Here is a 25,848-nt window from a genome sequence, read left to right on the forward strand (position 1 = left end):
GATATTCTCTTACCTTTGGAATTCCGATTTATCAGTGAGGTATGTCTCGGATATTGTCCTGATTTTGTTTGCTGAAGTAGCCATTTTGAACATCAGAGCAGACTTACTCATTGTATTGATTTTTCTATAATGATCTGTAGGTAAGTAATCAAATAATCGCCATGCTTCAGGTTTTAAAGAAAATTTTAGTATACCATAGAAGGATGTGGTGAAATCCATTGAATAATATGCCAGCATTCCTGTTTTTCTATCAAAATCGAAAAATTCAGCACCATTCATGTATATGTTAGGCATGAATCCAACAGCATCTTTGTTACCACGTAGTTTGTCTATGTTTTCAACAACAGAGCTAACACCGCTAATGAATATATGAGCACCAGCAACAATGCCAAGGAGATTACCCGTAGGTATGGATGTGAATAGTATGCCAGCACCGATAGCGACTTGAACTCCACTGACGATAACACCTATGCCATTGATAATATATCCAACAATACCATCGTGTTCTTCTATTTTTACTGATACAAAAACTTTAGCTTGTTTTAATGAAAGTAAGGTCCCTTGTTTTTCCAGGTTGTAGCATTCAACCTTAATATTATTTATAGCTGTTTTACATTCATGGTCACTCTTTGCTGTTTTTATCGCATTTAAATTATTATCAGAAAATACCTTTATTTCGTTTTCAAAACGAGTTCGGATAAAAAAATCTTTTATGTGACGAGTAGATAATGCTTTGGATTTTCTGATTAAATCATTCGCGACTATTTTCCCCATTGAGAGAAAGTAATCATTATTTCTTTTTTGTCCAGATAAGTAAATATCCATAATATCCATCTCCATTGTAAAAATAGCAGAATATTACCCCATCACTCAGATACAAACCAAGCTTTTTTATAAAAAAATATACAAGCCCACAATGCTCACAAGATATGTCCCAATATAAGAATTACCCATTATAATGAGATTATTCTTGAGTTGTTAGATGGTAATTTCATAGGGGGATGGGGGAAGTTTTACTGCTATAAGAAGACTGATGGATGGTTTGGTTTTTTGTCAGGAATGAAATCACAATGCTACAGAATTATAGGCGGTAGGGAGGTGGAATGTAGTATGTAGATTGTGTAAAAATCATATTTAATTTCTATTTTTTTCAATTGAAAAATCAAACAAGAAAATTTTCAGGGCCAAAGCCGGATATCTTCTTTCCGCTATAATATTTATACGGCTCGATACCGTCTTTTTTACACTCATCTAAAAAGACCGATAGAGAGAGTGAACCCTCTTTTTTCAGCTCTTCCACACTATAAGCATAGAAGTCAGCACCACCATTCAAGCCGATAAACTCACCCCGAAACATTTCAATTTCTGGATCAAAGTTGATGATGGCAGTGTGGCCGTCAATTTTCATTGTGTTGTTCATGGTTTTATTCCTAAACTGTCAAGCCATAACCTGATGGAGTTAACCGCTCCCTTATCAGTGGTAGGTCTGGGGTGGGGTCGGTGAAAAATACGTTTTTCACCTTTTAACAGCACCGCAATCCTTGAGCCTTCCCGTTCGTGTATTTCTGCCCCTAATCCAATAAAAAGCGCTTCAATATCAGACCACTTACTGGTTGAGCATATACATCTGACAACGTTTTTTGGTGTCGTTTATTCATAACTATTATGGTACCAGATTTTGACACTATGACAACCTGATGGTGGTATCACTTTATGGTGACTATTCGTCAAGGATAGGGCAATCTCGTTTACTCTATAAATGTCTCAGTCCATCAATATGGTGACAATTATCAGAACCCGCCAAACGTACTCGCATTACTGCCATATCTACTACTTTATGTAACATCTTTCATACTGTTGCATAACTTAAGAAACGTAAACCTCAGTACCTAAGACGATCTAAGACCAACCAAATCAAGAGAGCCAACACTCCTATAGAGGCAAGCCAAACTATCAGCTCAATTCCATACATATCTATTCTCTTGTCCCCGTTAATTGCATCACTACGGGCTCATGCTGTACACAGAGATCCATTTCTAGTGCTACCCCTAATGCAGCCAAACACCCATCAATAAACCCTTCTGCTGTTTGTAAGCGTACTGAGACTTGATTGTGGGAAATTCCTAATTTCCCAGCCATCGCACGTAACGGCATGCACTTGATGTAATACAATTCAAGCAAAGTACAAAGGTAGGGATTTTTCTTTTTCAAAACATTCATCGCAGAACTGATGATCAATCCATCATCGTCACTACATGAAGCACGTGATTTACGTGTACAAGGCAATAACCCTTTAAATCCAGCGGCAATAGGCGAATAGTAAACACTCCCTCCTTTATTTGCAGCCCATGCCCCCCATAGTTCCAAAATATGCTGAATATCTCGCCCTGGTTTATTCTGCTTCTCCAGTAAGATCTTCTTCGCAGGCATTACAACTTCCCCTCCTTGCGCAAAATCTGCTGAGTACGCATCACTCCTTCTGCGTGGAACAAGCGAAGCTCATCACTGGAATATTCTGTTTTTACTCTGCCATCACAAGCATCGTGGCATGCACTACAGGACCATGCACCTTGGACATCGTCTGGTTTTATGGCGATCCCACAGGTTCCGGCCAAACGGTAATGAGCCAGCACCGTTGTCTCAGGGTTATGATTACAAACGCCAAAAATCCGTATTTGGTATTCTCTGCCTCTGGCCTCTTTACGGAGATTTACCTTCTTCATGCAAACTCCAACAACCGTAATGCCACGCCTTCCGCTTCCTGTTGAGCCCGAAAACTGCGATGGAGAATGGAGTTCCAAAGCACATTAAAAACGGCTTTATAAAGCGACTGGAAAGTATCTTCGTCCATGTTGGCAAAGCTAATGGACTTGGGAATACGTTGGTGTAACCCGTTGGGTAATATCACTTCATCGTAATATCCCGCTTCAACGATTGCCCAGCCTCGATATGGTTCGAATGACTTGAGTAAGGCAATGTCTTTTGTGCGGAGTTGGCCGACCTCAAACAGATATTCATCAGCAACAGCGGTAAGCGTTTCACTGTATTGTTGGCCGGATACTCTGATGAGGTAATTTACAAAACCATCAACAAGCTGGCGTTCTTGGGGGGTAAGCACACCACCGGCGGGTGTCCAGTAGTCAAAGCCAAACTGCAAGAGTTTGAAAAACCGTTTGTGGAATTGGTAATTGCGGACACGCCTGAATTCAGCCTGTATCCACTCACCGATTTTAATACGTTGCAGAAAATCGCTGTCCTCGACTGTCGCCGGGATCAAGATTGTTGGTGCGGATTTTTCTAACTTTAATAACTGCGCCATAACGTCTCCGATATAGCGCATCAATGTCAGTTACCCAGTTGTTCAGGCCGGGACAACGCTTATTTTAAAAAAATACCAATTCCTGTCAATCAAGCATTTCCTTAAGTAACTCTCTGAGAGTATCTGTAGAAACCACCCTGTCATTAAAAGACAATTTTCTAATTAATAAGCATTTCTTTTGAGCGGTGATTAAAACTCTCTCGTCATTATTGCAATCAAATCTACCAACAATATTACCGTCTTTGCAGCGAACTATGGCATAGCCAACCTTTGGCAGCTCTAATATATCCATTAACCATAACCTCACTGCTCATAAAACCATTTGTCCGCACTTTCCCACGTTTCTTGCAGGATGGTTACAATCCCCTCTCTTTCTGTATCCGTTACCCGAAGTATGGATGCCCCATCAGATGCCGCGCGGCGAACTGAAACAGAACATTCCGGAAACTGCACAGACAACCGCTTTATAAGTTCTGTTTGTAACGCTTGTTCTGCTCCCTTAGGCAGTTTTTTAGTGCGATCAATTGAGACTTCGATTTTCATCGCTTCACCTCACCCGACAATTAACTGTGTTTTTATACAGTATTGCAGTGAGATTTTTCAAGATCTTTTTTTCACTGTTAAAATGTAACCAACTATAAGCAATAGCTTTTATTACCGCTCACTGTTAAAGCAGGTCTCTAGAGTTTTACGCTGCTGTTCAAATAATTTTAGCCGTTCCTGACGCTTGGATTGCTCTCGCGCTAAACGTTTTTGGTGCTCTCGAATACGCTGCTCTCTCGACTGCTGTATATCAGCCAATAACGCCGAAACGTAGGAGTGCACCCTCGTCTGCCCATTTTTTGATGGTTGAACATTATTCACATTTGGAAAGGGCAGATATTTATTGGCTATCGGTGCTGGCAACAATCCGGCATTTTGAGCAGTGGTGATCGCTTGAACTCGTTTTTCCGTATCCCACCCCTGCGAAACTCGCCAACATGGTGATTTATTTTCTGCTTCAGCAACTGCGACCAATCGCTCGTAAGTCTGGATAAAGGCCATACGTGCCCCCACTTTGTCACCGGATTCAAGTACAGGCAAAGCAACGGCCCATGCTTGCGACATTTCATCAGTCCACACCACCGTGTTTGACTCATCCTGAGCAGGAAGTGACAGTGCCCATGCTTCGTTTGCAGCAGGCCTTGTATCCGGTTTCTGCATCCGGTCAATAATTGCCTTAAGTGTCAGCTTTCCCGCATGTTCTTTGCGAACACGAACCAATGCCTTACAAATCTCGTCGTAGGGATAATCACCGAGGTCATCGACCATCAGCATCACCAACGATGACTTGATTTCATGCCCAAGCGCTTCTGCTGTGACATGCAAACGGCTTGATAACTCTTCCTGTTCGAAATCACTCAGCATTCTGACCCCCATTGGCGGCGCGACGTGCCCGAAGCATTCGAATAGTCTCATCAGCCGCGTTCAGGTTAGTTTGGGTACTGTCGATTTGTTTCGCTCTGGCTGCCGTCATCGTTCTGCCAGTAGCCCATTGCGTGTGCAGTGATTCAGCATCGGCCAGCAAACATCCGACAGGGTGAAGCTTTTGAACGTAAAACGTGTTGTTCACCGAGAGGTAAAATTTAGCGACATGTGGCGCAGCCTCCATCCCGACTCGTTCCACGAATTGCTTGATCTGACTGCTCACTTTGGCATTTCGTACAGGGTCTACCCCATACCGCTCCCAATACCCGTTTTTGTAGGCCTCCCACGTTTTTCGACAGGCTTCCCTCAGCGGTGTTTCCTCCGGTTTTGATTTCGATGTTGTTTTTCGGGTAGCGGGCGGCTGAGTCGGCACGCAACAGATCTTATTCTCTGTAGTAATCTCTGTAGTATTCTTTGTAGTAATCTCTGTAAGATCGAATCGGGGATTTACCTCTCCGCGAACTGGGGTTTCCCTTGCTCGGGGAGAAGGGTTTTCGGACTTCGCGGGCAAGGGTTTCACCGTTTCCCGAATCAGGGAAACCCCGTTTCGGGAATCTGATAACTTGTTATCAATGATCTCATTCAACCGATCACAATCAACTCGGTAGTACATTTTGTGCTCAAGTCGTTTGTTTGTTTCGATTAAGATACCTCTTGATACAAGCTGCTTACGCGCTGTTTTTTGCTGTTCAACAGTTAGCCCTGTTTCCTCTTGAATCTCTTCCTGGGTTTTCTGAACACCTAATTCAGAATGAGCTTTATCCTGCCAATAGAAAATTTGGCCGAAGAAAATAACGGCATGAGGACTCCCCATGTATTTAACAAGACCGGGGTAGTAAGCTACTGGTCGTCCAAAATCCAGTAATAAATCAGACGGACGCATTTCCCCTCCCCATCAAAGTTTGTTTATTCGTCGGTAAGCCATCTGTTGGGTTAGGATAAATATCACCACGAACCTCATGAGGGGTAATTTCCCAATCAAGAACTTCACACAATGAAATAACTCTGTTGGCAGGTACTTGGCTGTTAAACCAGAAGCTAACAGCTTGGGGTTTAGTCCCTAGCTCCTTCGCGATTTCGGTTTGGCTTTTTAACCCGCAGATGCGTCGTTTAAGTTGTTTATTCATAGTATCTCCTTTACTTAAAGAGAAAATATACAAGCAAATGTGGCGAATTTCTAGATTATCTTGTTAAAGACTTGAAGTGATACCTACAAGGAGAGCTTGTATAATGTTCATCATGAAAGAAGAAAATAAAAATTTCGCTTATCGGATCCAGTCTGTTTTACAAGAAACAGGGTGGAATCTCTCCGAATTGGCCAGAAGAGTAATGGTAAGCCCTCAAGCCACACAGCAGTGGTCGAAGGGAGAAACAACTGCGCGCGGAGAACGTCTAAAAAGACTTTCAGCCCTCACAGGAAAACCATCACACTGGTTCTTCATGCCTCCTGGGGAGGAGTTGACTGATAACGAAATGCAAACCTTGATGACCAACTCCGCACTAGACGACAAAGAGCAAGCGCTTTTGGCCCTCTTTAATCAAATGCCAGAAGCTGAAAAAAATCGACTTATAGTTCACGCCAAATCCGTTTTGCATGAGTTAGACCTACTCAAAGGTGATGTGGCTAATATAATCAAGGACATATCCAAGTAATAAAAAGTGCCAGCGTCAAAAGCTGGCTTTTTCTTGTTTTTGATTTAAAGTTTTACTAGAAACACACTTTACAAAAACCAGTTTTTCTTGTAATTTATTCCACATACAGAAATCGCATCATTGTCAGATTCAAGTTCCGCAGCCCAGCGTTAAGGGCAACAGCAAACAGGCAGGACGCCCACGAAGTAGCCGCCAGCGGCGTATGAAGAGCTGGATGATTTGCTGGTAATGAATGAGGTTACAAGCTAATGAGCAAGCAACAACAAATCAAATATCTCATCGAGTGCTACACGATTCCCTTTGAGACAGCTTATGAAAAATTATCCGTTAAAGTCTGGAACATGATGATGGAAGCCGAAGAGATTAGAGATTAATTGCCATAATATTCCTCACCGCCCAGCTAGCGGTGGCGGTAATAACACTAGCAGTATGTGATTGGGTTTTTATATGCGTTACTTATTTTACTAATGCACATACAGACAGCTCGGAAAGACGAGCACTCAAAAAGAAAGGTTCAGGCTTCCATCAATTAACAGTGGAATAAATTTGTACAGTATTAACCCCTGATCCTTTCTCTGTGAGTTATCCAATTAAATATGTGTGAATTCTTATTAATTCGCGCAGGGGATTTCTACACCTAAAAATCAACAAGTATTACGCCACGGAGTGAGCGACGTAATCACTTCCCAGCCCCGAAGAGGGATCGACTGGCTAATGAGTTCTTTAAAGTGAATTTATCAAGCGTCTATATTAGGCGCTTTATTCAATTCATTCGTCAATATAGGAGTTGTAAATATGAGAAACAGAACCCAACAATGAAAATCGAAATCACTTTGACTTGTGCTAGCAATGAGTCAGAAATGACCGCCACAAACCCTCGTACCTCACCAGTTCGGGGGTTTTTGCTTTCTGACGCTAATGGGTTCACAAATCTACCCGTAATGCTGTCCACCATAATAAACACCAGCGATCAGAACACAGTCACCATCCACAGCAAAAGCGATAACCGTCCGATGTCTAAAATGCGTAACTCGTAACCCCGGACGAATATCATCACGTTTATTACCGCGCTCTGGGAATGTTGAAAAATCCTCTAAACATTCCAGAAGAGCGTCAATAAAACCATCAGCAACAATCCAGTCAGATTGTTCTGTGTGATATAGCGATGGAGGTCTACTATTTGTTGCTCTGCTTCAGGCGTAAAAGTGACTCTGTAGTCCATTAAATTTACTTCCCGTTGCGAATAGCGGCGCGAACCTGCTCCAACGAACGTCCCTCGGTAGGATTTTTACGAATAGCATCTAAAGCTGGAGCGGCCGTATTACTGAGCCATGCTTCAACAGCCTTGTCACGCTCATGGAGGGCGCGCAGACCTTCGCGAATAACTTCGCTTTCCGATGCATAATCGCCGGAAGCAACCCGTGAACGAACCATTTCAGCCATTTCATTAGGCAATGTGATACTGAATTGTTGAGTGGTACGCATAACGTGGACTCACTGAGTAGGATTGAACACTATTGGATTTTAGCACGAGCTTTGGGTGTTGACGACGATAAGTGTCAGGGTTTATATTTCCCACGCAGCCGCAAAATCGGTTGTCGGGATTGGAACCCCGATGGACACAGAGCGACATAGACGCGCTTGCATCTTTTTTATTGTCGTAATGTACCCGCACATCTGAACAATGGTGGGGCGTACAGGGGAGCCGCAAGGCTCACCGGTTTCTGTGCCCGGTAGTTCCAACCCTGTACGTCTCACCACCAGATGATTGGAACCTGACGGTGGTGATTAGTTCTACTAGCATAGAGAATTATCGCCATGACTAACCAACTCATTCCCGTTTTTAACGGTACTATCTCAAACGAAACAACCCTACTCTGCGATGCGCGCGATCTGCATGCCTTTTTAGGCATAGGAAAGGTATTTGCCGCATGGATCACTAGTCGAATAGCTGAGTATGGGTTTACCGAAAATCAGGACTACATTTTGCTTTCCCAAATTGGAAAGCAAACACCAGGTCGCGGCGGACATAACCGTAAAGACTACCACCTCACCCTCGACACAGCTAAAGAACTGGCGATGGTTGAGCGTAACGAAAAAGGTCATCAGATACGCCGGTATTTTATCGAGTGTGAAAAGAAACTACGCCAACTAGCGACATCCCCCGAACAATCCAAACATAGCAAAGTCCTTCTCCGATTTTATGGAGAGAAACTTATCAGCTCTCAGCATCTGCCAGATAATTACTTCATCGGCCCTATGGAAACATTTATTGAAGTTCTCCAACGAAAAGGCCTGCTTATCATTAATCCCGACGATCTGAAAAAAATCGCTTACTAATTTATAGCAACAGGAGTCACCCATGATTATTTCAATCAGGGGTGGCACCTCTATGGGTGCCGCCTCAAAAAACGGAATACTTTATATCCAGCACCATCCATCCAATCGTCTGTCATCTGCCAGTTTTGAACCACCACGGTCTAAAAAAAGCCTTTGGCAACAATTTATTGAATTAATCAATCTGAGGTTGGAACCATGAGCCTTGGTAAAACAGAAAAAGAAAGCATTGGAAATCGAAAAGAACACATTCTGGATGCATTGTATTACCGCAGAAAGGGACTCAGAAAAGCAAAACAGTCATGTTTGAATCTGGCGAAGCTGGAGCGATTAAACCAGCGCTATTTCTTGGGTGAACAACCATTTTAGGGAGGGGATTATGCAAACTAAAGCGGTTTACAAGGCAATTGCAGCCGTAGCAAAGGATTTATCAGAAATCGGTATCGCAAAGAACAGTCGGAATGCTCAGCAAGGATTTCAATTTAGGGGGATTGATGCTGTTTACAACGCCCTATCCCCTGCACTGGTTCGCAATGGATTGGTGATCCTTCCGCGTATTGTTGAGCGAACGGTTTCAGAACGAACAACACTAAAAGGTGCATCGCTTTTTTACGTTGTCGTTAAAGCTGAGTTTGATTTTGTCGCAACGGAAGACGGTAGCACTCACACGGTAACAACATTTGGCGAGGCAATGGACACCGGGGACAAGGCAACAAACAAAGCTATGTCGATAGCCTATAAGTACGCAGCGTTTCAGGCATTTTGTATCCCAACAGAGGAAACCGCAGCAGACCCTGACGCAGAAACACACCACCCAGCACCGAGAAATTGTGACGAAATACTGGCCGATTTTACCGCTCAGGCAACTGACTGCCAAAACGTTGATGAATTGCAGTCCATCTATAAAGCCGCGTGGAATGCGATGGCATCATCAGCAGAACACCAACAGAAATGCATCGAGGTATACAAGCTCCGTGCTTCTGAATTGAAAAGAATGGCATGACCCCCGACAGAGGCAAAGTGCCAATGACCGAAAAAGAACGAATCCTTAAGGAAATTGCCCTTGATGCTTTGAAAGCTTTTGACTGCGCCCAAAAAGGCCAATCACACCCCAGAATATATAAACACGGATATGTTTATGCGGGGATGCTACGCAGAATCAATACCATTGCATCAATGAATCCTCCCCTCCCTAAATGGATGTCTCAGGAAAAGGAATCATCCCGCAGGAAAGCATTATCTGCCTATTTCGCATCACTGCCTGAAAGCAACAGGCAATCATACATCCGCACCAGCAATACTTCTGGTCGCGGTGGGTTTGGCGACTAATCCGAGGATTGTAATAATTCTCAGTAAAATCATGCAAAAACATTATATAACCCCACTATGAAATACTAACTTATCTACGAAGATCCCCCCTTGGACATATCGCGATAAAGCCATAGCCGGCAATCGGGTGCAGAATTTAAGTACCCCACATTGAGCGTCATTGATATTTGCCGCTCACCTGTTTGGAAACTTGCTGCTGATTCTTGCTTACTCGCAATGTGGTGGGTACCAACATTTATAGGGGGTACTGATGCATTCGTGTGTGTTGGCATTACTGATGCTGTTGCTTATGTATTTATTGGCACCATAAAACTATATATAAACACAATTTTTTAAAACTTAAAAAGTATAAAACTAATATTCTGACCAAACGTGTTGAGGTATTTACAATGGCACGAACACAATTATTAAGAGATTGGGCTATAGAAGAGTTCGGAGAAAAAGAATGCCCAAGTTATATAACGCTACTTTCCTACGCGAAAAATAAAATGATCTATCCGCCCCCCAAAAAAGCTGGCCGCTATTGGCGAGTTGATAAAGGTGCAAGATTTGTAGGCGTGATTGCACAGCCTGTAATTACCCCTAAAGATGACCCTCGATTATTGAGGATATTATCTGATGGCTCGCCCACGAAAATATAATATCGATATTCCTGGCTTATCTTGTTACACCGATGCTCGGACTCAAAAAGTATATTGGCGCTATAAACACCCAATCACTGGTACCTCACATGGATTGGGTACTAACGCAGAAGAAGCAAAAACAATTGCAACCGAAGCAAACAAACGTCTGGCAGAGCAGCAATTACGTAATACTTTAGCTATTAAAGACAAGGTAATCCGAACGTTGGGGGGGAGTATCTGTGTATCGACATGGCTTGATCAATATTTAAAAATACAGGATGAACGCCTTGAAGCAAAAGAAATCACTGAAAATACAGTGAAACAAAAAATTTCCCCAATAAAAGCTATGCGCGAAAAATTAGGAATGAAATCTATTCATGATGTGGATACCAGAGATATTGCCAATATTTTAGACGAGTACAAAAAGAGAGGACATTCAAGAATGGCGCAAGTTGTGAGAACAACACTAATTGATGTATTCAGAGAGGCTCAACACGCAGGCGAAGTTCCACCGGGTTATAACCCCGCCTTAGCAACTAAAAATCCATATAACCGAATATCAAGAGAACGCTTAAGTCTTGACGAATTCAATTCCATATTATCAGTAATTAATCCCCCTTTCGGCTATATGAAAAACGCAATGCTATTAGCGCTGATCACAGGACAACGTGAAAGTGATATTTGCAACATGAAATTTTCAGATATTTGGGACGATTTTTTACATGTAGAGCAAAAAAAGACGGGAGCAAAAGTCGCATTTCCTCTGTCCCTAAGATGTAACGCTATAAATATGACTCTTGAAGAAGTCATCGGTATGTGCCGCGATAATGTCGTAAGCCCCTTCCTAATCCACTATACCCATAACTCTTCCCATTCAAGGCGTGGAGCACAGGTAAAACCAAACACCATGAGTTACAACTTTAAAAAGATGCGAGACTTATCTGGCTTGAAATGGGACAAAGGAACACCACCAAGCTTTCACGAAATACGCTCTTTGGCCGCTCGACTTTACAAGGCACAGAATATGAATGCTAAAGAGATTCTGGGACACAAATCGCAAAACCAGACAGATCGCTATATTGATACTCGAGGTAAAGAGTGGACTATCGTTACAGCTTTATAGCTTGTTTTTTGTACCGTTTTGCAGAAGAGTTTTGCAGGGGTTTTGCAGAGTAACAATCCGGATCAAAAAGCCAACATAATGATTACAATTATGTTGGCTAAATGTTATGAATTACAACTTACATGTGTTCAATAATGGCGTCGCCAAACTCACTACACTTCAACAACTTAGCGCCTTTCATCAGACGTTCGAAATCATAAGTCACGGTCTTGGCTTGAATTGCGCCTTCAACACCTTTAACAATTAAGTCAGCGGCTTCAAACCAGCCCATGTGACGCAGCATCATTTCTGCTGATAGAATAATAGAACCTGGGTTCACTTTATCCTGACCGGCATATTTGGGTGCAGTACCGTGAGTGGCTTCAAACAGTGCGCAGTCATCACCAATATTAGCCCCTGGAGCAATACCAATACCGCCAACCTGTGCCGCCAATGCATCAGAGATGTAATCACCGTTCAGATTCATACAAGCGATAACATCATATTCCGCAGGACGTAGCAGAATCTGTTGCAGGAAAGCATCGGCAATCACATCTTTAACGATAATTTCTTTGCCGTTATTTGGGTTTTTGATTTTAACCCATGGGCCACCGTCGATCAGTTCACCACCAAATTCCTCACGCGCTAACTGATAACCCCAGTCTTTAAAAGCGCCTTCGGTAAATTTCATAATGTTGCCTTTATGAACCAGCGTAACTGATTCACGATCGTTGGTAATTGCATATTCAATCGCTGCACGTACCAAACGCTTAGTCCCTTCTTCTGAACACGGTTTCACACCGATACCACATTGTTCAGGGAAACGGATTTTCTTCACACCCATCTCTTCACGCAGGAATTTGATCACTTTCTCTGCTTCTGGTGAACCTGCTTTCCATTCGATACCCGCATAGATATCTTCAGCGTTTTCACGGAAAATCACCATGTTGGTCAGTTCAGGATGTTTTACCGGGCTTGGGGTGCCTTCATAATAACGCACCGGGCGCAGACACACATACAGGTCAAGTTGTTGACGCAGAGCTACGTTCAAAGAACGGATGCCGCCACCGACAGGAGTGGTCAACGGGCCTTTGATAGCAACGCGATAATCCCGGATCAGATCTAAGGTTTCCTCTGGCAACCAAACATCTTTACCATAGACATGGGTTGATTTCTCACCAGTGTAAATTTCCATCCAGGAAATTTTACGTTCACCGTTATAAGCTTTCTTAACCGCAGCATCTACCACGTTGATCATTGCCGGGGTTACATCAACACCAATACCGTCACCTTCAATAAATGGAATGATCGGATTATGCGGAACAACCAGTTTACCCTGAGCATCGACAGTAATTTTCTTACCTTCTGCCGGAACAACTACTTTGCTTTCCATCAACCTCTCCTTCAGCGCAATTTTGTTAATGCTTTGTAAGATTCGTGTCAATACTACTCGAATATTCGTTCCGCGCCAATCCGAAACGGATTGGGGTATAATGCGCTAATCATTCGAAACCGCAATAATCATGAATAAATTCTCTGTTAAAAATCACAAAGTTAACCGATTCAGCACTAAGGCACAAGCCAGACAATCAACCATCGTTGCGCCACGGCGGGTATTGTTATTCAATAAACCTTTTGATGTATTACCGCAATTTACTGATGAGTCTGGACGCACCACTTTGCAGGGTTTCATCCCTTTTAAGGACGTTTATGCTGCTGGCCGGTTAGATCGCGATAGCGAGGGCTTATTGGTATTAACCAATGATGGCAAATTACAAGCCAGGCTCACGCAACCAGCGCAAAAAACAGGTAAAGTCTATTTTGTACAAGTGGAAGGGGTCCCTGACAACGATGCGCTCACACAGCTAAAACGAGGCGTAACGTTGAAAGATGGCCTGACGTTACCCGCAGGCGCGGAGTTAGTGGCAGAACCTGATTGGCTATGGCCGCGTCATCCCCCTATCAGGGAGCGTAAAACCATCCCGACCAGTTGGTTGAAAATAACACTTTATGAAGGCCGTAACCGGCAAGTACGCAGAATGACCGCACATGTTGGCTTCCCTACCCTGCGCCTGATTCGTTTTAGTATGGGAAATTTAAGCCTTGGCAACTTACAGCCCGGCGAATGGAAGGAGATAACTGATGTTTAAACCGCATGTTACTGTCGCTTGTGTCGTTCACTCTCAGGGGAAATTTCTGATCGTCGAAGAGACCATCAACAATAAAAAACGCTGGAACCAGCCGGCCGGTCATCTGGAAGCCGATGAAACCCTGATTCAGGCAGCAGAACGCGAGTTATGGGAAGAAACGGGGATTCTTGCGACACCACAACATTTTTTACGGATGCACCAATGGCTGGCACCGGACAACACCCCCTTTTTACGTTTCGCTTTTGTCATTGAATTACCCGCCCAACTGCCAACACAGCCCCATGACAGCGATATTGATCGTTGTCTGTGGCTAAGTGCCGATGAAATACTGCAATCGACACGTTTACGCTCACCGTTGGTTGCAGAGAGTATCCGTTGTTACCTACAGCCAGAGCGCTATTCGCTTGATCTTATAGGGACCTTTAACTGGCCGCTTTGACCATCAGCCGGATTTATTCAGGTAATTTAATCCGGATAGTGAATCGGCAATGCACCGTTGCGGGCAACGTGATAAAATCCGGCGCTTGTTTTTATAATGCCTGATTCAAGTCAAAGGCTTACTCGGATGATACCATCCGTCAAACTGCAGACAAATCATCCAGGTGTTTACGTGAGTGAGACTCCTATGTCAGATAATAGCCAGAAAAAAGTCATCGTCGGCATGTCCGGCGGTGTCGACTCTTCCGTTTCCGCTTACCTGCTCCAGCAACAGGGCTATCAAGTTGCTGGCCTGTTCATGAAGAATTGGGAAGAGGATGATGACGAAGAATATTGCTCTGCAGCGACCGATCTGGCCGATGCGCAAGCAGTATGTGACAAACTGGGTATGGAGTTGCACACCGTTAATTTTGCAGCAGAATACTGGGATAACGTTTTCGAATTGTTCCTGGCAGAATATAAAGCCGGGCGGACGCCTAATCCCGATATTCTGTGTAATAAAGAGATAAAATTTAAAGCATTTCTTGAATTTGCAGCTGAAGATTTGGGCGCAGATTATATCGCCACAGGTCACTACGTCCGTCGCCAGGATGTTGATGGTAAAAGCCGTCTACTGCGCGGCCTTGATGGAAATAAAGACCAAAGCTACTTCCTGTATACATTAAGTCACGAACAAATTGCTCAAAGTTTGTTCCCTGTCGGTGAGTTAGAAAAGCCTGAAGTTCGTCGCATAGCAGAACAGCTAGATTTAGTCACCGCAAAGAAAAAAGACTCTACGGGCATCTGCTTTATCGGAGAGCGCAAATTCCGTGATTTCCTTGGCCGCTATCTACCTGCACAGCCAGGTCCGATTATGACGGTTGACGGCCAACGGGTGGGCAAACACCAAGGGTTGATGTATCACACCCTCGGGCAACGCAAAGGTTTAGGTATCGGTGGTACCAAAGAGGGGGGTGATGACCCATGGTACGTCGTGGATAAAGACCTAGACAGCAACACATTACTGGTTGCTCAGGGGCACGAACACCCACGGTTAATGTCTGTTGGCCTGATTGCTCAACAGCTACATTGGGTCGATCGCCAACCCGTGACCGCCCCTTTCCGCTGTGTCGTAAAAACACGTTACCGTCAGCAGGATATTCCCTGTACCGTAACACCACTGGATGACGAGCGGGTTGACGTCCGGTTTGATGATCCGGTGGCTGCCGTCACGCCCGGCCAATCTGCTGTCTTCTACCAAGGTGAAATCTGCCTGGGGGGCGGTATTATTGAACAGCGTTGCCCACTGACGAATCCGGCATAAAATAATCCAGTGATAGTTGCCCACTGACGAATCCGGCATAAAATAATCCAGTGATAAATGGCAGCCAGTAACAAATCAGAACGTTTACAGGAGTGATCGTGGCGAAGAATTATTATGACATTACACTAGCACTGGCGGGGATCTGTCAGTCTGCCCGTTTGGTCCAACAATTGGCCCATGATGGGCAGTGCGATAATGACGCACTGAATACAGTACTTAGAGGGCTGCTACAGACCAATCCCTCGTCAACACTTGCTGTTTATGGCGATACAGAACAGGTCCTTAAAATGGGGCTGGAGACCTTGCAAAGCGTATTAAACGCCAATCGTCAGGGCGCGGCGGCGGAGCTAACCCGCTATACCCTAAGTTTGATGGTGCTAGAGCGTAAGCTCAGCGCCAATAAATCAGCGATGAATACGTTAGGTGAGCGCATCAGCCAACTTGATCGCCAACTGGCACATTTTGATCTCGAATCCGAAACGATGATGAGTTCGCTTGCATCCATTTATGTCGATGTTGTCAGCCCACTGGGCCCACGGATTCAAGTCACCGGCTCACCGGCTATTTTACAAAGCCCCTTGGTGCAGGCCAAAGTCCGGGCCACCCTACTGGCGGGGATCCGCTCAGCGGTGCTTTGGCAACAAGTGGGTGGAAGCCGTTTGCAGTTAATGTTTTCACGTAACCGTCTGTTTAAACAGGCGCAGAGCATCCTTGCTCATACATAATTGAAATATGAACGTTAAAATCTGACCTCAGGAGTTGCCACCAATGGAATTATCCTCACTGACCGCCGTTTCACCAATTGATGGACGTTACGGCGACAAAGTCAGCGCACTGCGCCCAATCTTTAGCGAATTCGGTTTGCTAAAATTCCGTGTGCAGGTCGAAGTGCGTTGGCTGCAAAAACTGGCAGCCTGCGCAGAAATTAAAGAGGTTCCTGCTTTTGATGCCAACGCAAACGCTTACCTTGATAAAATTGTGCAAGAGTTCAATGAACAAGATGCACAACGCATCAAGACCATCGAACGCACAACCAATCATGATGTGAAAGCTGTAGAGTATTTTCTGAAAGAAAAAGTAGAAAGTATCCCTGCGTTACATGCAGTGTCGGAGTTCATTCATTTTGCTTGTACTTCAGAAGATATCAATAATCTGTCCCACGCACTAATGCTGCAAACTGCTCGCCAGGATGTCCTGCTGCCCGCATGGCGTCAGATTATTGACTCAATTAAAGCAATGGCCCACCAATATCGCGATTTACCATTACTGTCCCGTACCCATGGCCAACCCGCAACACCATCAACCATCGGTAAAGAGTTGGCGAACGTGGCATACCGTATGGAGCGTCAGTTCCGCCAGCTAACACAAGTGGAAATTCTGGGTAAAATCAACGGTGCAGTAGGTAACTATAACGCCCACATCGTGGCCTACCCTGAGGTTGATTGGCATCAGTTTAGTGAAAGTTTTGTGACATCGCTGGGAATCAACTGGAACCCATACACCACGCAAATCGAGCCTCATGATTATATTGCTGAGTTATTTGACTGTGTAGCCCGTTTCAATACTATTCTGATCGATTTTGACCGTGATATCTGGGGCTATATTGCTCTGAATCACTTCAAGCAAAAAACCATCGCAGGTGAAATCGGTTCAAGTACCATGCCGCATAAAGTTAATCCAATTGATTTCGAAAACTCGGAAGGCAATCTGGGTCTATCTAATGCCGTTCTAGGTCATATGGCCAGTAAACTACCAGTTTCTCGCTGGCAACGTGACCTGACCGACTCGACCGTGCTACGTAATCTGGGTGTTGGTCTGGGTTATGCCCTGATTGCCTATCAGGCAACCATGAAAGGCATCAGCAAACTGGAAGTTAACGAAGCGCATCTGTTGCAAGAACTTGATCATAACTGGGAAGTTCTGGCTGAACCTATTCAAACGATAATGCGCCGTTATGGTATTGAAAAACCGTATGAAAAACTGAAAGAATTGACCCGTGGCAAACGTGTCGATGCCGCAGGGATGCAAGCATTTATCGATGGGCTGGATCTGCCAGAAGAAGAAAAAACCCGGTTGAAGGCCATGACGCCAGCCAATTACATTGGCCGCGCAACCATCATGGTTGATGAATTAAAATAATATTCTCTATCTAATACAGGTGGTTTGGTCTGGTAAAAACTAACGCCACCTGTGTTCCCTCTCACCCTTTCCCAACTCATCCCCCACTCACCTTCGCTGTTCATCCACTGTTTACCCGCTGTTTAATGGCTGTCATTGATAATGCTCACGATTTCAAAAGGACGTTACAATCAAGGAGCTGTTATGTTGAAACAATCCCTATTATCCCTTGCCCTGATGGGTTTCTGTAGTGTCGCCATGGCAGATAACTACACTTATGTAGCTGGTGGTTTGCAGCTCGGTTCAATTAATAGCAACTCACGCTTTGATCAACAGTTTGACCGACAAAATTATAGCCATATTGGAAATAAAAATATGGGTGGGATTTATCTCAACAGCAGTTATAGCTTTGACAACTCGCTCTTCATTGATGGCAGACTTAATAGCCTTGCCAACGGTAACCGTGGCAGTGCAGATGCCGTTCTTGGATTAGGCTATTATTTTGCTTTTACCCCGGATATTGATTTCTACACCGTAGTGGGTGCTAGTCGCCATGCATTAGTATTTGATGCCAGCAAAGACGGTAAAAAAACCAATACTTATAACAGTGCTAGTGGTGAAGTTGGGGTTAAAACCAAACTGTCACAAGATATTGGCGTGAACGTCGCCTATCGTCTGGCTAATTATGATAAACGCGCATTTCATGAAGCGCGAATTATGGCAGATTATGCTCTGACGCAAAAACTGACCGCTGAAGTCGGTTATACCTACCACAACTGGAGAGTCAGTGACCAAGCGATGCAAGCCGGCCTACGGTATAACTTCTAATATCGTTACAGCGCTTGAATGGCTACAGTGTTTAAATGGCTACAGCACTTAAATTGTTACAACGTTTAAATTGTTGCAACGTTTACATTGTGACGGCGTCTAAGTTTTTATAGCGCACCATGCATTATCGTGCTCAAGTCGGTATAGCACCTACAAGTGAGCGTCAACTTTTCACTTACCGGATAATATCTTGTTATCCGGTTAACGTCTTATCAAGGATTGGTGTATGCGGGTTCTGGTTGTGGAAGATAACGCGTTGTTGCGTCACCATCTGACAGTGCAAATGCGTGAAATGGGCCATCAGGTTGATGCAGCGGAAGATGCTAAAGAAGCAGACTATTTCTTACAAGAGCATGCCCCCGACATTGCTATTATCGATCTTGGTTTACCCGGTGAAGACGGGTTGAGCATTATCCGTCGCTGGCGTAGCCATCAAGAAAACTTACCTATTCTGGTACTGACCGCCCGGGAAAGCTGGCAAGATAAAGTAGCGGTATTGGAAGCCGGTGCCGACGATTATGTGACCAAACCGTTCCATCTGGAAGAGGTCATTGCCCGGATGCAAGCACTGATGCGGCGGAATATTGGCCTGGCATCCCAAATTATTGAACTCCCCCCCTTCCAGATTGACCTTTCACGCCGTGAGTTGTGTGTTAACCAACAACAAATTAAACTGACGGCATTTGAATACACTATCATTGAAACCCTTATCCGCAACGCAGGGAAAGTCGTTAGTAAGGACACGTTGATGCTACAACTTTATCCAGATGCAGAATTGCGGGAGAGCCATACTATCGATGTATTAATGGGTCGATTACGTAAAAAGCTGCTGGCTGAACATCAGGGCGAAGTCATTACGACTATTCGTGGTCAGGGATATCGTTTTGACGTCAATTAGACACTATGCTCAGAAAAAATAATAAACCCTTCTCCCTTCGAGCCCGTTTTCTTATGGCGACAGCCGGCGTTATTTTAGCGCTGTCGCTATCTTATGGCATGGTCGCGGTGGTGGGTTATATCGTCAATTTTGATAAAAGCACCTTCAGAGCCCATCGCGGTGAAAGTAATTTATTCTTCAGTCTGGCACAGTGGCATAACAATAAGCTCAGTATCTCTGTTCCGCCAGAACTTGAACTGAACGTCCCCAGCCTAGTCCTGATTTACGACAAAGATGGCAATATTCTATGGCGTCAGCGTCATGTCCCTGAACTGGAGTCGCACATTGAGAAAAGCTGGCTGCAAAAACCTGGATTTTATGAGCTAGATACCGGGACGCATATCAGTAGAATGATGATGGGTGACGACCCCAAAGTTCAAGATCAGTTAAAAAAATACGATGACACTGATGATAGTGCACTTACGCACTCAGTCTCCGTCAATACTTACGCCGCAACCTCTCGTTTACCTCAACTCACCATCGTGGTGGTGGATACCATTCCACAAGAGCTACAGCGTACTGACTTGGTGTGGAACTGGTTCAGTTATGTCCTACTAGCGAATTTATTATTAGTTATTCCCTTATTGTGGCTTGCTGCCTATTGGAGCCTGAGGCCAATTAAAGCATTGGTTAGTCAAATCAGTCAGTTGGAAAAAGGTGAACGTGAACAACTCGATGAAAACCCACCTAGTGAGTTACAGAGTTTAGTCCGTAACCTCAACATCTTGCTAATGAACGAACGTCAACGCTATACCAAATATCGTACAACTCTGGCTGACCTCACTCACAGCCTCAAAACACCACTGGCGGTACTGCAAACCACACTACGTTCTTTGCGTACCGGTAAACAAACGACCATTGAAGAGGTGGAGCCGATTATGCTGGAGCAGATCAGTCGTATCTCACAGCAAATTGGTTATTACCTGCACCGCGCGAGTATGCGTTCCGAACATAATGTTCTGGGACGTGAAATTCATTCGGTTCCCGCACTACTCGATAGTTTGTGCAGCGCATTGAATAAAGTTTATCAACGCAAAGGGATTACGCTGACACTGGATATCTCGCCAGAGGTCACATTCTTGGGAGAAAAGAATGATTTTATGGAAGTTATGGGGAATGTTTTAGAGAATGCCTGCAAATATTGCCTCGAGTTTGTTGAAGTTACCACCTTACACTCCGAAAAACAATTGACCATCGTGGTCGATGATGACGGCCCCGGTATTCCTGAAAATAAGCGCCAGTTAATTTTCCAACGCGGCCAACGCGTTGATACCTTACGTCCGGGGCAAGGGCTTGGTTTATCTATTGCAGCTGAAATTATTGAACAGTATCAAGGTAAAATCTCCATCACAGAAAGCCCCTTAGGTGGAGCCAGAATGATGGTGACGTTTGGCCAGCAACACGATTACCATGATGATTAATAAAATTTGCCAGTCAGCCCCTGATACTGATAGCGGGTATCCGTTATAATCTCAGGTAATTTCACCTTTATCCTGGAATAAACATGGATTACCAACTCGATCTCGATTGGCCTGACTTTCTACAACGCTATTGGCAAAAGCGCCCTGTTATCCTCAAACGTGGCTTCAAAAATTTTATTGACCCACTCTCACCAGATGAACTTGCCGGGTTAGCCATGGAAAATGAAGTCGATAGCCGCCTGGTAAGCCATGAGGATGGGCGTTGGAATGTTAGCCACGGGCCATTTGAAAGTTTTGATCATTTAGGTGAAAACAACTGGTCATTGTTAGTTCAGGCGGTAGACCATTGGCATGAACCCGCAGCGGCGCTAATGCGCCCTTTCCGTACACTCTCTGACTGGCGTATGGATGATTTAATGATCTCCTTCTCAGTGCCTGGTGGTGGTGTTGGGCCTCATTTTGATCAATATGATGTTTTTATCATTCAGGGATCAGGCCGTCGCCGCTGGCGGGTGGGCGAAAAAACCGAAATGAAACAACATTGCCCACACCCAGATTTGCTACAAGTGGGGCCTTTCGACGCTATCATTGATGAAGAAATGGAGCCGGGTGATATTCTTTATATTCCTCCGGGCTTCCCTCATGAAGGCTATTCCCTTGAAAACGCGCTGAATTACTCCGTTGGTTTCCGTGCACCAAGTGGTCGAGAACTGGTCAGTGGTTTTGCTGATTATGTATTAGCTCGGGAGCTCGGGAGCTATCGCTATAGCGATCCAGATTTACAACTACGCGAGCACCCAGCCGAAGTATTACCATCCGAAGTTGATAAACTGCGCACAATGATGTTGGATCTGGTCCAGCAACCTGAACATTTCCAAAACTGGTTTGGTGAGTTTATTTCCCAATCTCGCCATGAGTTGGATATTGCACCGCCGGAGCCTCCTTATCAGACCGGTGATATCTATGAACTATTGAAGCAAGGCGATACATTACAACGCCTTAGTGGCTTACGGGTTCTGCGGGTTGGTGACCGTTGCTTTGCGAATGGTGAGTTGATTGATACGCCACACTTACAGGCCACCAATGCACTGTGCCAGCACTTCAGCGTGAATGCAGAGATGTTAGGTGATGCGCTTGAAGACCCTTCTTTCCTGGCAATGCTTTCAGCACTGATCAATAGCGGTTATTGGTATTTTAACGACTGATCAACTGGTTATGGCAGTACGTGTTTATAGCAGTAACTGTTTATTGCTGCTGTCCCCCCCAATGACTCGATCTGAAACGGTGAGGATAGGTAAAAGAGTAAAGCGTCCGCGCCATTCCTGGCGCGGCTCGAGTCCCCAGAGAAAGGTTTACCGCGTCTTTACGATCTGCCTGTTCTCTCCGCCGCAGGCACTTTGTCAATAAACTCACCCCCCCCCTTTTTCGGGGCGTTTCTCTCTGTCGTTCAGCTTATGACTCTTTAGCCCGCTTGACGGTCAGCTCAGAAATTCGCATGATTACTGCAACCGCTTTTTCCATCCCTTCCAACGTAATAAACTCATGTTTACCATGGTAGTTATAACCACCAGTAAAAATATTCGGGCAAGGTAACCCCTTAAAGGAGAGTTGTGCGCCATCGGTACCACCACGAATTGGCTTCATAATCGGGGTAATATCACAGTCATGCATGGCCTGTTGGGCTAATTCGATAATGTGCGGGTGCTTAATAATCTGCTCACGCATATTGTAATAGCTGTCATCTATAACAATTTCGATATAACAATCACGATGTAAACCTTTACCAACCCGCTTGGCGACATCCACCATATTCTTCTTCCGCGCTTCAAAGCTATCACGATTGAAATCTCGAACAATGTAGTGCATCTCCGCGCGTTCAACCGTGCCTTTAATACTTTGCAGATGATAGAAACCGTCGTAACCTTCAGTACACTCAGGGGTTTCATCTACTGGCAACTCTTGATGGTAACGGGTTGCCAGCGACAACGCATTAACCATGACACCCTTCGCACTGCCTGGATGAACATTATTGCCGACGATCTTTATTGCCACCGATGCTGCATTGAAATTTTCGAACTCTAATTCACCAATGCCGCCACCATCAACGGTATAAGCCCACTGTGCATCGAACTCTGCCACATTAAAAAACTGTGCCCCCTTACCAACTTCTTCATCCGGTGTGAAGGCAATACGAATATCTCCATGAGGTACATTACGGTGCTTTAACCGCACCATCGCGGTAATGATTTCAGCAATACCCGCTTTATCATCCGCCCCTAATAGGGTTTTACCATCAGTCGTGATCAAGGTATGTCCAAGTAATTGATGTAATACCGGGAACATAACAGGCGATAAAACCTCATCACCAATACCTAACGCAATATCACCACCACGGTAGTTCTCCACTATCTGTGGATTAACATTTTTACCTGAAAAATCTGGTGAGGTGTCCAGATGGGCAATAAAGCCAATAGTGGGGGCCGGCCAGGAGACATTTGCCGGTAATGTTGCCATCACGCAACCATGATCGCTCAAGGTGACTTGGGAAAAGCCCAACGTCAATAATTCCTGTTGCAACGCCTGAGCAAGCTTGCGCTGCCCTTGAGTGCTCGGCACGGATTTTACATTGGCTTTTGCTTGTGTATCAAAAGAAACATAGTTGAAAAATCGGTCGAGTAATTTATCCATGGTTCCCACCCTCAGAATAGTGAATAACATTATGGGGAAGTGATCATGATCAAATATTGCGTCAGGTCAGCTTTAGATAAACTTAAGCCAGAATAATAAGAGGTAGTGACAAAATACACGGGAATATGAGTTCATCAACCCTGAGCGTTTTATGGCTTATTTATCGCTTTTTCATCTGAAGTTACAGGCTTGTTAGCGGCGTTCATGCCCCGAATCACTGACGTGAATCAATTCACCGGGACGTGTTGAATGGCTGACGACCGGCGACATCAATCAAGTTGGGTATATCCGTAAGTTATCTTGATGAATTGAAGCATCCAACAGGGGAATCAATCCCCCTGACGATTCTCACCGCATGTGGTCAGAAACTCACGAATATATTCCGGCACCACTTTACTGGCGAGGCCATAGTGCTTCTCATCAAACTGGCTTTCTACCTGACTAGGTTCAAGATTCAGCTCTACTGTATGGGCACCATGTAGATGAGATTCATGGACAAACCCCGCGGCAGGATAAACATGGCCTGAAGTACCGATTGAAATAAAGAAATCAGCTTCAGCCAGCGCCTGATAAATGTCATCCATGCCCATCGGCATTTCACCAAACCAAACAATATGAGGCCGCAATGGCGAGGGAAATTGACAACAATGGCAACGTTCATCAGCACTGAGATCACCTTGCCAATCCAGTACTTGGCCAGATTGAGTACAGCGAACCTTTAGCAATTCACCATGCATATGAATAACGCGCTTACTGCCAGCTCTCTCATGCAAGTTATCAATATTTTGAGTAATCAATACCAGGTTATCACCCAGCACGGCTTCCAAATCAGCCAGAGCGAAATGCGCAGCATTTGGCGCTATTTCTGGCTGCTGCAACTGACGGCGACGTTCATTATAAAAGCGTTGAACAAGCTCAGGATCACGCCGATACCCTTCAGGCGTCGCCACATCTTCTACCCGATGTTCTTCCCATAAACCATCGTCCGCACGAAAAGTACGGATACCCGACTCAGCAGAAATCCCAGCACCAGTAAGCACAACGACGAAGGGTTTTTTCATCTCTTTTGTTACTGCACTATCCCGGTGAAAAATACGGGAGCGAAAACGTTGATGCCGCACATGCTTATTCTTACGAAACCGACACAGCCGATGGCGAATGCGCATAACCTTTTGCCTCTTTTTCTTTATCTGTCTTGTTATTAATAGTGACGATTATTTTTCTGCCAAATGCAGAAACGCTGCACCACGAACGCCCCCAGAATCACCATAACGCGCTTTTTCGATACGCGGTAACCGGGCCACTCGTAATAAATGCGCAGGCAAGCGCTTTGGCAGCTCTTGATAGATTTTTTCGAAATTAGACAACCCACCGCCAATCACGACCAAATGGGGATCAAGCATAGTCAGAAGATTACCCAAACAGACCGCCAGCACATCCATAAAACGCTCAACATGCGCCACCGCCTTTGGCTCGCCAGCAGCATAATGAGCAATAATGTCGGTGGCCGGTAAGGAGTATTGATAAAAATGACTGTACATCCACTCGAAACCGCGCCCAGAAATATAATTTTCTATACAACCTCGATGGCCACAACCACAGGGTACGCGGGGAATATCTGCACCAAGAATATCTAGGGCATCTACCGGTAAACGGAAATGACCGAACTCGCCAGTGATATGGTTACGCCCACTGACAATATTGCCATTAACAATCAACCCACCCCCAACGCCGGTGCCAAGAATAAGCCCCAGCACCGTTGGGTAAGTGCGAAACTCTGGATCCCAAGCCTCGGAGAGAGCAAAACAGTTGGCATCGTTATCAATACGCACTTCACGCTGGATCAAGCGGGAAAGATCTGCCTGCAACGGCTGCCCCATAGCGGACGGTACATTCGCAGTAAATACTGTGCCATCATCCGCATTGGGTAACCCTGGAATACCTATACCCACACTGCCTTGAACACCGCAGTAAGTATCGGCTTCCCCGGTTAAATCCCGCAATGTTTGCAATAATTGCTGGTAATCGTCACGTGGTGTAGGCACTCGCTTATGCCATACTCGCTGCAGGTTTTCATCAAAAACGCCTAGCTCAATCTTGGTCCCGCCCATATCAAAACCGTAATACATAAGCCT

At 44.8% G+C, this 25,848-nt stretch carries 35 protein-coding genes and 1 pseudogene; 19 read left to right on the plus strand and 17 right to left on the minus strand.

From position 1 onward, the window contains the following. Window positions 1–9: 9 nt before the first annotated feature. The 11 genes from AC971_RS03380 to AC971_RS03425 form a co-directional block, all read right to left on the minus strand. Window positions 10–825, minus strand: a complete 816-nt coding sequence (locus tag AC971_RS03380; RefSeq protein WP_025384161.1) for a DUF4225 domain-containing protein — start codon at window positions 823–825, stop codon at window positions 10–12. 337 nt (window positions 826–1,162) lie between these two features. Beyond that, window positions 1,163–1,420, minus strand: a complete 258-nt coding sequence (locus AC971_RS23825) for a type II toxin-antitoxin system HicB family antitoxin (protein WP_025384162.1) — start codon at window positions 1,418–1,420, stop codon at window positions 1,163–1,165. After that, window positions 1,417–1,623, minus strand: a complete 207-nt coding sequence (locus AC971_RS24995) for a type II toxin-antitoxin system HicA family toxin (protein ID WP_328286621.1) — start codon at window positions 1,621–1,623, stop codon at window positions 1,417–1,419. The genes AC971_RS23825 and AC971_RS24995 overlap by 4 nt, the downstream gene beginning before the upstream one ends. 351 nt (window positions 1,624–1,974) lie before the next feature. Then, window positions 1,975–2,430 (minus strand): antiterminator Q family protein, encoded by a 456-nt coding sequence (locus tag AC971_RS03390; protein WP_025384163.1) that lies wholly within the window; start codon window positions 2,428–2,430, stop codon window positions 1,975–1,977. Beyond that, entirely contained in the window at window positions 2,430–2,723 is a 294-nt protein-coding gene (locus tag AC971_RS03395) for a DUF1364 domain-containing protein (RefSeq protein ID WP_025384164.1), read from the minus strand. Before AC971_RS03395 ends, AC971_RS03390 begins: the two co-directional genes overlap by 1 nt. Continuing rightward, the gene (locus AC971_RS03400) at window positions 2,720–3,319 is read right to left on the minus strand and encodes a DUF1367 family protein (RefSeq protein ID WP_025384165.1); all 600 of its coding nucleotides are present in this window, start codon (window positions 3,317–3,319) and stop codon (window positions 2,720–2,722) included. Before AC971_RS03400 ends, AC971_RS03395 begins: the two co-directional genes overlap by 4 nt. An 85-nt stretch (window positions 3,320–3,404) precedes the next feature. Continuing rightward, window positions 3,405–3,611 carry a hypothetical protein gene (locus AC971_RS03405; RefSeq protein ID WP_025384166.1) on the minus strand — a complete coding sequence of 69 codons (207 nt, stop codon included), beginning with the start codon at window positions 3,609–3,611 and terminating at the stop codon, window positions 3,405–3,407. Window positions 3,612–3,622: 11 nt separating this feature from the next. After that, entirely contained in the window at window positions 3,623–3,862 is a 240-nt protein-coding gene (locus tag AC971_RS03410) for a DinI-like family protein (protein ID WP_025384167.1), read from the minus strand. 111 nt (window positions 3,863–3,973) lie between these two features. Beyond that, window positions 3,974–4,726, minus strand: coding sequence for a hypothetical protein (locus AC971_RS03415; protein WP_025384168.1), 753 nt, complete (start codon window positions 4,724–4,726; stop codon window positions 3,974–3,976). Further along, complete coding sequence (locus AC971_RS25000; protein WP_231572990.1) at window positions 4,716–5,669, minus strand: DNA-binding protein; 954 nt, start codon at window positions 5,667–5,669, stop codon at window positions 4,716–4,718. The genes AC971_RS03415 and AC971_RS25000 overlap by 11 nt, the downstream gene beginning before the upstream one ends. Then, window positions 5,656–5,913 carry a transcriptional regulator gene (locus AC971_RS03425; RefSeq protein WP_025384169.1) on the minus strand — a complete coding sequence of 86 codons (258 nt, stop codon included), beginning with the start codon at window positions 5,911–5,913 and terminating at the stop codon, window positions 5,656–5,658. The genes AC971_RS25000 and AC971_RS03425 overlap by 14 nt, the downstream gene beginning before the upstream one ends. A gap of 103 nt (window positions 5,914–6,016) precedes the next feature. On the opposite strand from AC971_RS03425, the gene AC971_RS03430 reads away from it, so the two are divergent. Both AC971_RS03430 and AC971_RS25475 read left to right on the plus strand, forming a co-directional pair. Beyond that, window positions 6,017–6,439, plus strand: coding sequence for a helix-turn-helix domain-containing protein (locus AC971_RS03430; protein ID WP_025384170.1), 423 nt, complete (start codon window positions 6,017–6,019; stop codon window positions 6,437–6,439). 248 nt (window positions 6,440–6,687) lie between these two features. Then, a complete protein-coding gene (locus AC971_RS25475) occupies window positions 6,688–6,813 on the plus strand; it encodes a hypothetical protein (RefSeq protein WP_261374250.1) in 126 nt (41 codons plus the stop codon). A gap of 558 nt (window positions 6,814–7,371) precedes the next feature. Here the strand turns inward: AC971_RS25475 and AC971_RS25005 are convergent. Both AC971_RS25005 and AC971_RS03435 read right to left on the minus strand, forming a co-directional pair. Further along, window positions 7,372–7,575 (minus strand): type II toxin-antitoxin system RelE/ParE family toxin, encoded by a 204-nt coding sequence (locus AC971_RS25005; protein ID WP_328286622.1) that lies wholly within the window; start codon window positions 7,573–7,575, stop codon window positions 7,372–7,374. 91 nt (window positions 7,576–7,666) lie between these two features. Next, window positions 7,667–7,924, minus strand: a complete 258-nt coding sequence (locus tag AC971_RS03435; RefSeq protein ID WP_025384171.1) for a type II toxin-antitoxin system ParD family antitoxin — start codon at window positions 7,922–7,924, stop codon at window positions 7,667–7,669. Window positions 7,925–8,257: 333 nt separating this feature from the next. Here AC971_RS03435 and AC971_RS03440 point away from each other — a divergent pair, with 333 nt between their 5' ends. From AC971_RS03440 to AC971_RS03460, 8 genes and pseudogenes are all read left to right on the plus strand, one after another. Then, window positions 8,258–8,779: an antA/AntB antirepressor family protein gene (locus tag AC971_RS03440; RefSeq protein ID WP_025384172.1), complete on the plus strand. Its 522-nt coding sequence runs from the start codon at window positions 8,258–8,260 to the stop codon at window positions 8,777–8,779. A gap of 22 nt (window positions 8,780–8,801) precedes the next feature. Continuing rightward, window positions 8,802–8,978 (plus strand): hypothetical protein, encoded by a 177-nt coding sequence (locus AC971_RS24160; protein WP_156170211.1) that lies wholly within the window; start codon window positions 8,802–8,804, stop codon window positions 8,976–8,978. Further along, on the plus strand, window positions 8,975–9,145 hold the full coding sequence (locus AC971_RS24620; protein ID WP_167330755.1) for a hypothetical protein: 171 nt from the start codon (window positions 8,975–8,977) through the stop codon (window positions 9,143–9,145). The genes AC971_RS24160 and AC971_RS24620 overlap by 4 nt, the downstream gene beginning before the upstream one ends. 10 nt (window positions 9,146–9,155) lie before the next feature. After that, the gene (locus tag AC971_RS03445; protein ID WP_025384173.1) at window positions 9,156–9,779 is read left to right on the plus strand and encodes an ERF family protein; all 624 of its coding nucleotides are present in this window, start codon (window positions 9,156–9,158) and stop codon (window positions 9,777–9,779) included. Between the two features lie 23 nt (window positions 9,780–9,802). Next, window positions 9,803–10,105 carry a hypothetical protein gene (locus AC971_RS03450; RefSeq protein WP_144236101.1) on the plus strand — a complete coding sequence of 101 codons (303 nt, stop codon included), beginning with the start codon at window positions 9,803–9,805 and terminating at the stop codon, window positions 10,103–10,105. 82 nt (window positions 10,106–10,187) lie between these two features. Then, window positions 10,188–10,339: pseudogene (locus tag AC971_RS25890) on the plus strand (MT-A70 family methyltransferase); the annotation flags it as partial. A gap of 155 nt (window positions 10,340–10,494) precedes the next feature. Next, window positions 10,495–10,746, plus strand: a complete 252-nt coding sequence (locus AC971_RS03455) for an excisionase (RefSeq protein ID WP_025384175.1) — start codon at window positions 10,495–10,497, stop codon at window positions 10,744–10,746. Then, window positions 10,721–11,851: a phage integrase Arm DNA-binding domain-containing protein gene (locus AC971_RS03460; RefSeq protein ID WP_025384176.1), complete on the plus strand. Its 1,131-nt coding sequence runs from the start codon at window positions 10,721–10,723 to the stop codon at window positions 11,849–11,851. Before AC971_RS03455 ends, AC971_RS03460 begins: the two co-directional genes overlap by 26 nt. A 118-nt stretch (window positions 11,852–11,969) precedes the next feature. Here AC971_RS03460 and icd read toward each other — a convergent pair whose 3' ends face one another. After that, entirely contained in the window at window positions 11,970–13,223 is a 1,254-nt protein-coding gene (gene icd / locus AC971_RS03465) for an NADP-dependent isocitrate dehydrogenase (protein WP_025384177.1), read from the minus strand. Window positions 13,224–13,353: 130 nt separating this feature from the next. Here icd and rluE point away from each other — a divergent pair, with 130 nt between their 5' ends. From rluE to AC971_RS03510, 9 genes are all read left to right on the plus strand, one after another. Further along, the gene (gene rluE / locus AC971_RS03470) at window positions 13,354–13,980 is read left to right on the plus strand and encodes a 23S rRNA pseudouridine(2457) synthase RluE (RefSeq protein WP_025384178.1); all 627 of its coding nucleotides are present in this window, start codon (window positions 13,354–13,356) and stop codon (window positions 13,978–13,980) included. Next, on the plus strand, window positions 13,973–14,419 hold the full coding sequence (locus AC971_RS03475; RefSeq protein WP_025384179.1) for an NUDIX hydrolase: 447 nt from the start codon (window positions 13,973–13,975) through the stop codon (window positions 14,417–14,419). Before rluE ends, AC971_RS03475 begins: the two co-directional genes overlap by 8 nt. Before the next feature lie 186 nt (window positions 14,420–14,605). Then, entirely contained in the window at window positions 14,606–15,721 is a 1,116-nt protein-coding gene (gene mnmA / locus AC971_RS03480; RefSeq protein WP_025384180.1) for a tRNA 2-thiouridine(34) synthase MnmA, read from the plus strand. Window positions 15,722–15,819: 98 nt separating this feature from the next. Then, entirely contained in the window at window positions 15,820–16,446 is a 627-nt protein-coding gene (gene hflD, locus AC971_RS03485) for a high frequency lysogenization protein HflD (RefSeq protein WP_025384181.1), read from the plus strand. Between the two features lie 43 nt (window positions 16,447–16,489). After that, the gene (purB, locus tag AC971_RS03490) at window positions 16,490–17,860 is read left to right on the plus strand and encodes an adenylosuccinate lyase (protein ID WP_025384182.1); all 1,371 of its coding nucleotides are present in this window, start codon (window positions 16,490–16,492) and stop codon (window positions 17,858–17,860) included. A 183-nt stretch (window positions 17,861–18,043) separates the two neighbouring features. After that, a complete protein-coding gene (locus AC971_RS03495; RefSeq protein WP_025384183.1) occupies window positions 18,044–18,667 on the plus strand; it encodes a YPO1635 family putative outer membrane beta-barrel protein in 624 nt (207 codons plus the stop codon). Between the two features lie 226 nt (window positions 18,668–18,893). Further along, window positions 18,894–19,565, plus strand: coding sequence for a two-component system response regulator PhoP (phoP, locus tag AC971_RS03500; RefSeq protein ID WP_025384184.1), 672 nt, complete (start codon window positions 18,894–18,896; stop codon window positions 19,563–19,565). A gap of 5 nt (window positions 19,566–19,570) precedes the next feature. Continuing rightward, window positions 19,571–21,025, plus strand: coding sequence for a two-component system sensor histidine kinase PhoQ (phoQ, locus tag AC971_RS03505; protein WP_025384185.1), 1,455 nt, complete (start codon window positions 19,571–19,573; stop codon window positions 21,023–21,025). A gap of 83 nt (window positions 21,026–21,108) precedes the next feature. Next, window positions 21,109–22,230 carry a ribosomal protein uL16 3-hydroxylase gene (locus AC971_RS03510; RefSeq protein ID WP_025384186.1) on the plus strand — a complete coding sequence of 374 codons (1,122 nt, stop codon included), beginning with the start codon at window positions 21,109–21,111 and terminating at the stop codon, window positions 22,228–22,230. A gap of 247 nt (window positions 22,231–22,477) precedes the next feature. On the opposite strand, the gene pepT is transcribed toward AC971_RS03510, so the two are convergent. The 3 genes from pepT to nagK all read right to left on the minus strand — a co-directional run bounded on the left by pepT (window position 22,478) and on the right by nagK (window position 25,842). After that, window positions 22,478–23,713: a peptidase T gene (gene pepT / locus AC971_RS03515; protein ID WP_025384187.1), complete on the minus strand. Its 1,236-nt coding sequence runs from the start codon at window positions 23,711–23,713 to the stop codon at window positions 22,478–22,480. A 329-nt stretch (window positions 23,714–24,042) separates the two neighbouring features. Further along, window positions 24,043–24,879: a Sir2 family NAD+-dependent deacetylase gene (gene cobB, locus AC971_RS03520; protein WP_025384188.1), complete on the minus strand. Its 837-nt coding sequence runs from the start codon at window positions 24,877–24,879 to the stop codon at window positions 24,043–24,045. A 48-nt stretch (window positions 24,880–24,927) separates the two neighbouring features. Further along, the gene (gene nagK, locus AC971_RS03525) at window positions 24,928–25,842 is read right to left on the minus strand and encodes an N-acetylglucosamine kinase (protein ID WP_025384189.1); all 915 of its coding nucleotides are present in this window, start codon (window positions 25,840–25,842) and stop codon (window positions 24,928–24,930) included. Between the last annotated feature and the right edge of the window lie 6 nt (window positions 25,843–25,848).

The organism is Yersinia similis (assembly GCF_001053095.1).
Classification (GTDB): domain Bacteria; phylum Pseudomonadota; class Gammaproteobacteria; order Enterobacterales; family Enterobacteriaceae; genus Yersinia; species Yersinia similis.